Annotated in this window: 10 protein-coding genes; all 10 read right to left on the bottom strand. The window is 72.8% G+C overall.

Features of this window, described 5'->3' with window-relative positions; translation table 11 throughout:
• Window positions 1-118: 118 nt before the first annotated feature.
• The 10 genes from glyA to thrC all read right to left on the bottom strand — a co-directional run bounded on the left by glyA (window position 119) and on the right by thrC (window position 11719).
• On the bottom strand, window positions 119-1399 hold the full coding sequence (gene glyA / locus ACIO5D_RS25585) for a serine hydroxymethyltransferase (protein WP_363604796.1): 1281 nt from the start codon (window positions 1397-1399) through the stop codon (window positions 119-121).
• A 183-nt stretch (window positions 1400-1582) separates the two neighbouring features.
• Window positions 1583-2224, bottom strand: a complete 642-nt coding sequence (locus ACIO5D_RS25580; RefSeq protein WP_363604907.1) for a protein-tyrosine-phosphatase — start codon at window positions 2222-2224, stop codon at window positions 1583-1585.
• A gap of 29 nt (window positions 2225-2253) precedes the next feature.
• Window positions 2254-2901: an L-threonylcarbamoyladenylate synthase gene (locus ACIO5D_RS25575; protein WP_363604794.1), complete on the bottom strand. Its 648-nt coding sequence runs from the start codon at window positions 2899-2901 to the stop codon at window positions 2254-2256.
• A 28-nt stretch (window positions 2902-2929) separates the two neighbouring features.
• A complete protein-coding gene (gene prmC / locus ACIO5D_RS25570; RefSeq protein ID WP_363604793.1) occupies window positions 2930-3796 on the bottom strand; it encodes a peptide chain release factor N(5)-glutamine methyltransferase in 867 nt (288 codons plus the stop codon).
• A 43-nt stretch (window positions 3797-3839) separates the two neighbouring features.
• Window positions 3840-4916, bottom strand: a complete 1077-nt coding sequence (gene prfA, locus ACIO5D_RS25565) for a peptide chain release factor 1 (protein WP_400654605.1) — start codon at window positions 4914-4916, stop codon at window positions 3840-3842.
• A 128-nt stretch (window positions 4917-5044) separates the two neighbouring features.
• On the bottom strand, window positions 5045-5266 hold the full coding sequence (gene rpmE / locus ACIO5D_RS25560) for a 50S ribosomal protein L31 (protein WP_363604790.1): 222 nt from the start codon (window positions 5264-5266) through the stop codon (window positions 5045-5047).
• A 138-nt stretch (window positions 5267-5404) separates the two neighbouring features.
• Entirely contained in the window at window positions 5405-6547 is a 1143-nt protein-coding gene (locus ACIO5D_RS25555; protein WP_363604788.1) for an LCP family protein, read from the bottom strand.
• Window positions 6548-6673: 126 nt separating this feature from the next.
• Window positions 6674-8779 carry a transcription termination factor Rho gene (gene rho / locus ACIO5D_RS25550; RefSeq protein WP_363604787.1) on the bottom strand — a complete coding sequence of 702 codons (2106 nt, stop codon included), beginning with the start codon at window positions 8777-8779 and terminating at the stop codon, window positions 6674-6676.
• Window positions 8780-9345: 566 nt separating this feature from the next.
• Entirely contained in the window at window positions 9346-10284 is a 939-nt protein-coding gene (thrB, locus tag ACIO5D_RS25545) for a homoserine kinase (RefSeq protein ID WP_400758382.1), read from the bottom strand.
• A 346-nt stretch (window positions 10285-10630) separates the two neighbouring features.
• Window positions 10631-11719: a threonine synthase gene (gene thrC / locus ACIO5D_RS25540; protein WP_363604784.1), complete on the bottom strand. Its 1089-nt coding sequence runs from the start codon at window positions 11717-11719 to the stop codon at window positions 10631-10633.
• Window position 11720 lies beyond the last annotated feature (1 nt).

Genomic DNA, 11720 nt, shown 5'->3' with positions numbered 1-11720 from the left:
TGTCCGGGGTTCGAGGTGGGTCGCCACGGCACACACCTTATTGAGTCGGACGCGTGGGGTGTGCATCGCGGTTCGCCCTGGCGGGTAGGTAAGTCGGATGTCTGTGCTCCGGTCGCTCTCACCGGCGGTCGGCGAAGGCCTGCGCGAGCTCCCGGACCCGGGCGCCGGTCCGGGCGTCCGCGCCCTCCGTGAGCAGACGGCCGATCAGTCCGGCGATCTCCGCGAGCTCGGTCTCGCCCATGCCCTGCGAGGTCACGGTGCCGGTGCCGAGCCTGATCCCGGACGCCTCGGCGGGTGGCGCCGGGTCGTACGGCAGTGCGCTCTTGCCGAGCATCAGTCCGGCCGCGGCGCAGCGGCGCTCGGCCTCGGCTCCGCTGACGCCCAGCGGGCCGACGTCGGCGGTGACCAGATGGGTGTCGGTGCCGCCGGTCAGCGGGCGCGCACCGGCCGCCGCGAGCCCGTCCGCCAGCACCCGGGCGCCGGCCACCGTGCGCAGGGCGTACGCGCGGTAGCCGGGGGTGCCCGCCTCGGCCAGGGCGACGGCCTTGCCGGCCACCTCGTTCATCGCGGCGCCGCCCTGGCTGAACGGGAACACCGCCCGGTCGATCCGCTCGGCCAGCTCGGCGATACAGAGCAGCAGGCCGCCGCGCGGACCGCGGAGGAGCTTGTGGGTGGCGGCGACGGTGACGTCCACGTACGGCACCGGGGAGGGCGCCGCACCGGCCGCGACCAGGCCGGTGGTCTGTGCGACGGAGGCGATCAGATAGGCGTCGACCTCGTCGGCGATCTCCCGGAAGGCGGCCCAGTCGGGGTGCCGGGGGTAGGAGATGGATCCGGCCACGATCGCCTTGGGGCGGTGGAGCCGGGCGAGTTCGCGGACCTGGTCGAGGTCGATCAGGCCGTCGTCCCGGCGGACCCCGTAACCGATGAACTCGAACCAGCGGCCGGAGAAGTTGGCCCGCGATCCGCAGCTGAGGTGACCGCCGTGCTCCAGCGACATCGCCAGCACCACGTCGCCCGGCCGCAGCAGCGCCGCGTAGGCCGCCAGCATCGCCGAAGTGACCGAGCGGGGCTGGACGTTGGCGTGCGGGGCGGAGAACAGCTCGCGGGCCCGGTCGATCGCCAGCAGCTCGGCGGCGTCCGCGAGCGCGCAGCCGGTGTGGTGGCGCCGGCCCGGGTAGCCCTCGGCGTACTTGTCGATCAGCGGGCCGGAGAGCGCCGCCAGTACCGCCGCGCTGGTGAGGTTCTCCCCCGCCAGCAGCTGGATCGTCTCGGCCCGCCGCTCGGCCTCGGCGGCGAGCAGGTCGGCCAGCTGCGGATCGGCCCGGTGCAGCGCCTCGGACGCCCAACGGCGCCCCGTCGTCTCGGTGGAGCCGGTCGCGGCATCGGTGACGGTCATGGCGGGGCTCCCGGGCAGGGTCCGTGGCGTGCCTCCCGACCGGAGGCAGGGGGTCTCTCCAGCGTATGACCGGGCCTCCCGGCCGTCCTGCCGACGCGAGGCCGGTGCACCCGGCCGGACGCCGGGAGGGGCGCCGGGGCCAGAGCACCGGTGAGGCACAGAGGTACAGCCCCGGCCCCTGTTTCACACCCGCGCGGGCACTCCGGTGAGCGCGGTGACCACCGGGTCCACCGCGTGGAATATCTCCTCGCCGCAGTTGCGGAACATCCCGATCGGCGCGCCGTACGGGTCGTGCACCTCGTCCGACTCCGGGCTGGCGGCGAGCAGCCAGCCGCGCAGCGCGGCGGCGGCCCGGACCAGCGCGCGGGCACGCTCGGTGACGTCGGCGCCGCGACGCGGGTCGGGCAGGGTGCCCGGGTCGATCGTCCGCACCAGGCGGGTGAACTCCTTCAGGGTGAAGGTGCGCAGGCCCGCCTCGTGGCCCATCGAGATCACCTGGGCGCGGTGGTCGAGGGTCGCGGTGAGCACCAGGTCGGCCTCGACCACGTGCTCGTCCAGCAGCTCGCGGCCGGCGAAGCCGCCGCTGTCGGCGCCGTACTCGTCCAGCACCGTGGCGGCGTGCTCCTCCATCGGCGCGCCCTCGTGGCCCCAGGTGCCGGCGCTCTCCACCAGGATGCGCCCGGCCACCCGGGGGCTGAGCCGGGTGTCCAGCTCACGCCGGGTGAGCCGCTCGGCGATCGGCGAGCGGCAGATGTTGCCGGTACAGACGAACAGGATCCGGAAGTGGTCCAGCGGCCGCGGGCCCACGCTCAGGTACGGCGATATGCCGGGCCCGGCATGGAGGGAGGCGGCCGTCAACTGCCGGCCTCCAGGTCGGGGACGACCTCCCTCAGCTGCTCGGCGCTGATCGCGCCGGCCCGCAGCAGGACCGGGACCTTGCCCGTGACGTCGACGATCGAGGAGGCGGTGGCGTGGTCGGCCCGGCCGCCGTCCAGGTAGACGGAGATGGCGTCGCCGAGCTGCTGCTGGGCCTCGTCGCAGGTGCTCGGGGACGGTCCGCCGGTCCTGTTGGCGCTGGAGACGGCGAGCGGGCCGGTGGTGTTCAGCAGCTCGATCGCGACCGGGTGCAGCGGCATCCGGACGGCGACGGTGCCCCGGGTCTCGCCGAGGTCCCAGCGCAGCGAGGGCTGGTGCCGGGCGACCAGGGTGAGCCCGCCCGGCCAGAAGGCGTCGACCAGCTCCCAGGCCTGTTCGGAGAAGTCGGTGACCAGGCCGTGCAGGGTGGTCGGCGAGCCGACCAGCACGGGCGAGGGCATGTTGCGGCCCCGGCCCTTGGCGGCCAGCAGGGCGGCGACGGCCTCCGGCGAGAAGGCGTCGGCGCCGACCCCGTAGAGGGTGTCGGTGGGCAGCACGACGAGTTCGCCGCGGCGGATGGCCGAGGCGGCCTCGCGCAGGCCGGTGGCGCGGTCCCCGGTGTCGGCACAGTCGTAGCGGCGGCTCATCGGTGCGGTCCCCTTCCGAGATTGCTCATTACAGCGATGCCTTGCGCGCCGTGGTGAAGCGCGGGCGGTTGTTGAGGTCGCGGTGGTCGGCTGCGTCCGTCCAGCCGCCCTCCTCGTTGAAGATCCACGGCACCTGGCCGCCCTGGGTGTCGGCGTGCTCGATCACCACGGCCCCACCCGGGCGCAGCAGCCGGGCGGCGACCCGCTCGATGCCGCGGATGGTGTCCAGCCCGTCCTCGCCGGAGAACAGCGACATCTGCGGGTCGTGGTCGCGGGCCTCCGGCGCGACGTACTCCCACTCGGTGAGCGGGATGTACGGCGGGTTGGAGATCACCAGGTCGAAGCGGCCGTCCCAGGAGCGGTCGTCCTCGAAGGCCCGGGTGGCGTCACCGGCGTGCAGGGTGACGCGGGCCCGGTCGGAGCTGGCCTCGATGTTGCGCCGGGTGTACCGCAGCGCGCCCTCGTCCAGTTCGAAGGCGTGCACGGTGGAGCGCGGCAGCTCCTGGGCGAGGGCGAGGGCGATGGCGCCGGAGCCGGAGCAGAGGTCGACCACCAGCGGCTCGGCGACGTCCATGTCCCGGACGGCGTCTATGGCCCACTCGACGACCGACTCGGTCTCCGGGCGGGGCACGAAGACCCCGGGGCCGACCTCCAGCTCCAGATAGCGGAAGAACGCCCGGCCGGTGATGTGCTGCAGCGGCTCGCGCGCCTCCCGGCGGGAGACGGCCTCCCAGTAGCGGGCGTCGAAGTCGGCGTCCTTGACCGTGTGCAGCTGGCTGCGCTTCACGTTGTGGACGTGTGCGGCGAGTTCCTCCGCGTCGAAGCGCGGCGACGGTACGCCGGCCGCGGCCAACCGCTGGGTGGCCTGGGCCACCTCGGCGAGCAGCAGGTTCATCCGTACGACCTCTTGTTTCTGCGCTCCGGCCTGGCTGCCGGTCTCAGTTCTGTTGGGCCGTGGCGAGCTTGGCCGCCGCGTCCGCGTCGACGCAGGACTGGATCACCGCGTTCAGGTCGCCGTCCAGGACCTGGTCCAGGTTGTACGACTTGAAGCCCGTGCGGTGGTCCGAGATGCGGTTCTCGGGGTAGTTGTACGTCCGGATCCGCTCGGAGCGGTCCACCGTGCGGACCTGGCTGCGGCGCGCGTCCGAGGCCTCGCGTTCGGCCTCCTCCTGCGCGGCGGCCAGCAGCCGCGAACGCAGGATACGCATGGCCTGCTCCTTGTTCTGCAGCTGGCTCTTCTCGTTCTGGCAGGAGGCCACGATACCGGTCGGGAGGTGGGTGATCCGGACGGCGGAGTCGGTGGTGTTGACCGACTGGCCGCCGGGGCCCGACGAGCGGTAGACGTCGATCCGCAGGTCGTTGGCGACGATCTCGACCTCGACCTCCTCGGCCTCGGGGGTGACCAGCACGCCCGCCGCGGAGGTGTGGATCCGGCCCTGGGACTCGGTGGCGGGGACGCGCTGCACGCGGTGCACACCGCCCTCGTACTTCAGCCGGGCCCAGACGCCGTGGCCGGGCTCGGTGCTGCCCTTGGTCTTCACGGCCACCGAGACGTCCTTGTAGCCGCCGAGGTCGGACTCGTTGGAGTCGATGATCTCGGTCTTCCAGCCGACCCGCTCGGCGAAGCGCAGGTACATCCGGAGCAGGTCGCCGGCGAACAGCGCGGACTCCTCGCCGCCCTCACCCGCCTTGACCTCCAGGATGACGTCCTTGTCGTCGTTCGGGTCGCGCGGCACGAGGAGCAGCCGCAGCTCCTCGGTCAGCTCCTCGCGGCGGGCCTCGGATTCCTTCACCTCGGCGAGGAACTCCGGCTCCTCGGCGGCGAGTTCGCGAGCGGCCTCGATGTCCTCACCGGTCTGCTTCCAGGCGCGGTAGACGCGGGTGATCGGGGTCAGCTCGGCGTACCGCTTGGCCAGCTTGCGGGCGTTCGCCTGGTCGGCGTGGACCGAGGGGTCGGCCAGCCTCGTTTCGAGGTCGGCGTGCTCGGCGAGGAGCTCTTCGACTGCCTCGAACATGGAGTGGCCTCCTTCCCGTGAGATCCGGTGGTGTGGGGGCGCGCGAGCACCGTGGGACGCGAACGGCGCCGGCCCCCGACGCCCCCGGAACGAGTACGGGGGCGTCGGAGACCGGCGCCGAGGGAGCGCTAGGCCTTCGCGCTGTGCTGCTTGCCGAAGCGGGCCTCGAAGCGGGCCACGCGGCCACCGGTGTCGAGGATCTTCTGCTTGCCGGTGTAGAACGGGTGGCACTGCGAGCAGACCTCGGCGCGGATCTCGCCACTGGCCTCGGTCGAGCGAGTGGTGAACTCGTTGCCGCAGGTGCAGGTCACACGGGTGACCACGTACTCGGGGTGAACGTTGGGCTTCAAGGGGTTCTCCTAGTGTTCGGGAGGGCACCGGGTCGGCGACTTGAATGCCGCACGTGAACCGGGACCGACGGACCAGTCTGCCAGGACCGGCCGCTTCTTCCCAAACCGGGTCCGGTCCGGGGATATTCCGGGCGCGTCCTAGCGGCTCGCGGTGGCGCCCGCTCCGCCGCCCGCCGGGGCCTTCGGAGCCTTCGCAGGGGCCGTGGGGGCCTTCGCGGGGGCCGTGGGGGCGGCCTGGGCCGGGTTCTGCGGCTGGTCCGCCACGATGGCCTGCGGGAGCGGCTGGTCGGCCTTCAGGGCGGCCCAGAGCTGATCGGCCTGGGGCTGCTGCTCGACCACCCGGTTGAGGTCGCCGGGGGCGGTCACCACCGGCAGGGTGACCATGCTGAGCTGGTCGGGGCCGATGCCCTTGAGTTCCTGGGCCAGCCCCACCAGGGAGTTCACCGAGGCCAGTGCCGAGTCGGTGGTGATGCTGCGGGTGAGGGTGTCGCCGACCGACCAGAGCTTGACCGGGTTGCCGAACAGCCCGATCCCGCCGGCCTGCTGGAGCAGCGAGCGCACCATCTGCTTCTGGAGTTCGATCCGGCCGAGGTCGCTGCCGTCGCCGACGCCGTGCCGGGTACGGACGAAGGCCAGCGCCTGCTCGCCGTTGAGGTGGTGCTCCCCCGCCGGGAGGTCCAGCCCGCTGTCCTTGTCGTGGATGGCCACCGTGGTCGTCACGGTGGCCCCGCCTATCGCGTCCACGACGTGGGCGAAGCCGACGAAGTCGACCTCGACGTAGTGGTCCATCCGCAGCCCGGTGAGCTGTTCGGTGGTCCTGACCGCACAGGCGGCCCCGCCGGTCTCGTACGCGCTGTTGAACATCGCGCGCTTGGCGCCCGGGGCGGGCCTGCCGGTGGAGTCGGTGCAGTCGGGGCGGGTGACCAGGGTGTCACGCGGTATCGAGACGACCTCGGCGCGCGAGTGGTCCTGGCTGATGTGGACCACCATCGCGGTGTCCGAGCGGGCCGTGTCGCCGGTGTCCCCGCCGGCCAGGCCGCCGTTCGCGCCGGCCCGTGAATCCGAGCCCAGCACCAGGAGGTTGAACGAGCCGTCGGTCGCGGCCGGGGGCCGTGCGGTGCCCAGCCGGGCGTCGATGTCGACGCTCTTGAGGTTGCCGTTGAACTTCACGTAGGCGTAGCCGGCGGCCCCGACGCCGAGCACGACGAGCGCGGCGAACGCACACGCGACCGACCGCAGGACTTTGCGGCGGCGACTCGGAACCCTCTTGTGCTCGGCCATACGGTCCAGAGTAAATCGGACAACATGATCCAAAAGGCTCAATGTGTCCCAACCCTGGAACAAACACGGAACCCCGGACCGCTCGCGCGGTCCGGGGTTCCGTGTTCACGAGTGACCCGAGTGCGGTCAGTCGCCGGACCCGGGGGTCGTCTTGGCGATCTGCATCAGGAACTCGGCGTTGCTCTTGGTCTGCTTCATCTTGTCCAGCAGCAGCTCGATCGCCTGCTGCGAGTCCAGCGCGTGCAGCACCCGGCGGAGCTTCCAGACGATGGCCAACTCCTCGCTGCCCAGCAGGATCTCCTCCTTGCGGGTGCTGGAGGCGTCGACGTCGACGGCCGGGAAGATGCGCTTGTCCGAGAGCTTCCGGTCGAGCTTGAGCTCCATGTTGCCGGTGCCCTTGAACTCCTCGAAGATCACCTCGTCCATGCGCGAGCCGGTCTCGACCAGCGCGGTGGCCAGGATGGTCAGCGAGCCGCCGTTCTCGATGTTGCGCGCGGCGCCGAAGAACTTCTTCGGCGGGTAGAGCGCGGTCGAGTCGACACCACCGGACAGGATGCGGCCGGAGGCCGGCGCCGCCAGGTTGTAGGCACGGCCGAGGCGGGTGATGGAGTCCAGCAGGATCACCACGTCGTGGCCCAGCTCCACCAGGCGCTTGGCACGCTCGATGGCCAGCTCGGCGACGGTGGTGTGGTCCTCCGCCGGGCGGTCGAAGGTCGAGGAGATGACCTCGCCCTTCACCGACCGCTGCATGTCGGTGACCTCTTCCGGACGCTCGTCGACCAGGACGACCATCAGGTGGCACTCGGGGTTGTTGTGGGTGATCGCGTTGGCGACCGCCTGCAGCACCATCGTCTTACCGGTCTTCGGCGGCGCGACGATCAGACCGCGCTGGCCCTTGCCGATCGGCGACACCAGGTCGATGATCCGGGTGGTCAGCACGCCCGGGTCGGTCTCCAGGCGCAGCCGGTCCTGCGGGTACAGCGGGGTCAGCTTGTTGAACTCGGGGCGGCCGCGACCGCTCTCCGGGTCCATGCCGTTGACGGAGTCCAGCCGCACCATGGCGTTGAACTTCTCGCGGCGCTCGCCGTCACGCGGCTGGCGCACCGCACCGGTGATGGCGTCACCCTTGCGCAGGCCGTTCTTGCGGACCTGGGCGAGCGACACGTAGACGTCGTTCTGGCCCGGCAGGTAGCCGGAGGTGCGCACGAACGCGTAGTTGTCGAGGATGTCGAGGATGCCCGCGACCGGGATCAGCACGTCGTCCTCGCCGACCTGCGGCTCGACCACGCCGGCCTCGAAGCCCTCGCGGCGGGTGCCACGGCCCCGGCGGTCACGGTAGCGGCCACGACGGCCCCGGCGACCGTCGCCGAACTCGTCGTCGTCGTAACCGCCCTGCTGCACCTGCGGCTGGACCTGCTGGCCGCCCTGACGGCTCTGCTGGCCGTCGCTCTGGGCGCTCTGCTGCTGGCCCTGCTGCGCGGGCTGGCGGTCGGTGCGGTCCCGGCGGTTGCGGCGGTCGCGACGCGACTCGCGCGAGTCGGCGTCCTGGCCGGCCTGGGCCTCGCCGCCCTCCTGACGGCCGTCGCGCTCGCCGCCCTCGCGGCGGTCCCGGCGGTCCCGGCGGTCGCGGCGGGTCTCGGTACGACCCTCCTCGCGGCCCTCGAAGGTGCGGGTGGCGTCCGGGCGGGCCTCGGCCTGCTTGGCCTCGGTGGCGACCGCGGCGGGCGCCTCGGCGGTCTCGGCGACCGGCGCGCCGGCGGCCGAGGTGGCCCGGCGGCGGGTGCGCTCGGCACGGGCCGGCGCGGCGGTCTCGGCGGCGGCCTGGACCGGGATCTCGATCTGGGCGGCCTGCGCCTCGGCGGCCGGGGCCTCGGCCTGCGCGGCGCGGCTGCGACGGGCGGGCTTCTCGGCCGGCTCGGCCTGCGCGGCGGCCTCGGCCGGAGCGGCCTTGGCGGCGCGCTTGGCGGCCGGGGCGGCGGTGCTGCCGCCGGCCGCGAGCAGCGGGTCCCCGCCGCTCTTCTCCTTGATGGCCTCGATCAGCTGGCTCTTGCGCAGGCGTCCCGTGCCGCTGATTCCGAGCGTCGAGGCGAGCTTCTGCAGCTCGGCCAGGACGAGGCCGTCCAGGCCCGCGGCGGCGGTGCGACGGCGCCGGGCCGGGGCCGCGGGGGCGGCGGCTGCGTCCGGCGCCTCGGCGTCCGGGCGCGCGCCCATCAGATCGGTGGTGTCGCTCACTAAGGGTCCTTCCCTGGAGCGGACGTCGGCCTGTCTGGCTCGGCGACCGGTTGTGCTGTCCTGACCAACGCTCGACTGCGTCGGTCCGAGGCGGTGATCCCCCGAATGGCGGTTGGCCCGTCGGGGGAGAGCTGCGAGGTGCGGTGCGTGAAGCACGGTGGTGCTGAGTGGCGCGGTCGAGTGCCGACCTGCGCTGTTGCCTGCGAATCCCGGGCCCCCGTCGCGTGACAGCGGCCCGTGCTCCGCCCGTCCTCGCCTCTAGGTGGGAGGCCGCGGGTGGGAGTCAGGTGCCATCACGGCTTCGGGATGCGGCCGCATGTGCGCAGGCAGGCTGCGTACGCGCTGCGGTGGGCTCCCGGAGAATCGTCGCCCCGGATATCGCCGGGACTCCGCGTGAGCGGAGTGCTGGGATCGGGACGCGGCGCACCGAGCCCCGGAGGGCACCTGGTGCAGCAATGAGGTTAACACTACCGACCCCCTCAGACATTCCCCAGCCTTGCGCTTACCAATCGTGTCCGGAGGACCCGGCTCCGGCCGTGCCGGACCGGGCCCCGCGGACGACGTGCTCAGACGTCGAGCGGGAGCACCGCGGCCCCGGCCCGGTCGAGTTCCAGCCGGTGGGCGGCGAACGCCGGGCCGCCACCGTGGCCGTGGTCACCGGCGAACGCCAGCACCTTGTCGGCGCCCGCCTCGTCGGTGAGCGCGAGGACGGTCGGCCCCGCGCCGGAGATCACCGCGGGGATCCCCTCCGCGCGCAGCGCGCCCACCAGGGCGGCGCTGTCCGGCATCGCGGAGGCCCGGTAGTCCTGGTGCAGCCGGTCCTCGGTGGCGGCGAGCAGCAGCTCGGGCCGCCGGGTCAGGGCCTCCACCAGCAGCGCGGCGCGGCCCGCGTTGACGGCGGCGTCGGCCAGCGGAACGGTCTTGGGCAGCAGGCCGCGGGCGGTCTCGGTGAGCACCTCGGTGGCCGGGACGAACACCACCGGGACGACCCGGTCGGACGGCTCCAGGGTGACGGCCCTGGCCGACTCCTCGTCCGTCCAGGCCACCGTGAAGTTGCCACGCAGGCAAGCCGCGACATTGTCCGGGTGGCCCTCCAGTTCGGAGGCGAGGACCAGCAGCGCGTCGTCGTCCAGGGCGGACGGGCCGCCGATGGTGACGGCGCGGGCGGCCACGATGCCGGCGCAGATCGCGGCGGAGGACGAGCCCAGGCCGCGGCCGTGCGGTATCCGGTTGGCGCAGACCACCTCGAGGCCGCGCGGCTGGCCGCCGAGCCGGTCGAAGGCGGCCCGCATCGAGCGGACCACCAGGTGGCGCTCGTCGCGGGCCAGGGTGTCGGCGCCCTCGCCGGCGATGTCGACGGAGAGCCCGGAGTCGGAGACCCGGACGACCACGTCGTCGTACAGACCCAGCGCGAGTCCGAAGGCGTCGAAACCGGGGCCGAGATTGGCGCTGGTCGCGGGGACCCGGACCCGGACGGCGGCGGCACGGAACGCAGGACCGGCCATGCGGTGGACTCTCCTGGGGAAATCGGGCGGCGCGAAGCGCGTCGGTGCGAGGGTGGGGAGGGGCCGCGGGCCCCGGCCGGGGCGGGCGGTCACAGTCGTTGGTGCGGCCCGCACAGGGGCCGGACCCGGGGCATGTGCCACACGGCCGGACCCAGAGTATCGAAGACAGGTTCCACAGTGGTACACCCCGTAGGCCTTCGATCTGGTGTGTTGCCGCTTCTGGCCGGAATACATGCGGCGATGGCGTCGGAAAGCGCCATGAAATTGACACAAAAGTGTCAGCCGGGAACGGCGGTGGGCCGACCCTCGAAAGGGTCGGCCCACCGTGCGCCCGTGGGTCCGCCGGTCAGTCCAGCAGGCCGAGCCGCTGGGCGGCCGCCTCCGGGTCGACCGGGACGATCTGCGGCTGCGGCGCGCCGGCCACCGCCCAGTCCGGGTCCTTGAGGCCGTTGCCGGTCACCGTGCAGACGATCCGCTGGCCCGGGTCGACCAGGCCGGCCTCCGCCTTGGCCAGCAGGCCGGCCACCGAGGCGGCCGAGGCGGGCTCCACGAAAACGCCCTCCTGAGAGGCCAACAGCCGGTAGGCTGAGAGGATCTGACGGTCGGTCACCTTGTCGATGAGGCCGCCCGACTCGTCGCGCGCGGCGAGGGCGAAGTCCCAGGAGGCGGGGTTGCCGATCCGGATCGCGGTGGCGATGGTCTGCGGCTTGAGCACCGGGGCGCCGTCCACGATCGGGGCCGAGCCGGACGCCTGGAAGCCCCACATCCGCGGCTTGCGGGTGCTCAGGCCGTCCGCGGCGTACTCGCGGTAGCCCTTCCAGTAGGCGGTGATGTTGCCCGCGTTGCCGACCGGGAGGACGTGGATGTCGGGCGCGTCGCCGAGCATGTCGACGATCTCGAACGCGGCCGTCTTCTGGCCCTCGATCCGGACCGGGTTCACCGAGTTGACCAGCGCCACCGGGTACTTCTCGGACAGTTCACGCGCAAGGGTGAGGCAGTCGTCGAAGTTGCCGTCCACCTGAAGGATCCGGGCGCCGTGCACCAGCGCCTGGCCCATCTTGCCGAGCGCGATCTTGCCCTGCGGCACCAGCACCGCCGACACCATCCCGGCGCGCACCGCGTAGGCGGCGGCGGAGGCCGAGGTGTTGCCGGTGGAGGCGCAGATGACCGCCTGGGCGCCGTCCTCCTTGGCCTTGGAGATGGCCATCGTCATGCCCCGGTCCTTGAAGGAGCCGGTCGGGTTGGCGCCCTCCACCTTGAGGTAGACGTCGCAGCCGGTGCGCTCGGAGAGCACCTGGGCGGGGACCAGCGGCGTGCCGCCCTCCAGCAGGGTGACCACGGGAGTCGTGGCGCTGACCGGCAGACGGTCGCGGTACTCCTCGATCAGGCCGCGCCACTGGTGGGTGTGCGCGCCTCGGGCGATCGCTGCGTTCATG

Origin of the sequence: Kitasatospora sp. NPDC087315, from assembly GCF_044744345.1 — a bacterium.
Lineage (GTDB): Bacteria > Actinomycetota > Actinomycetes > Streptomycetales > Streptomycetaceae > Kitasatospora.
The sequence above is the reverse complement of the archived record's forward strand: the minus strand, read 5'-3'. Positions and strand labels throughout refer to the sequence as shown.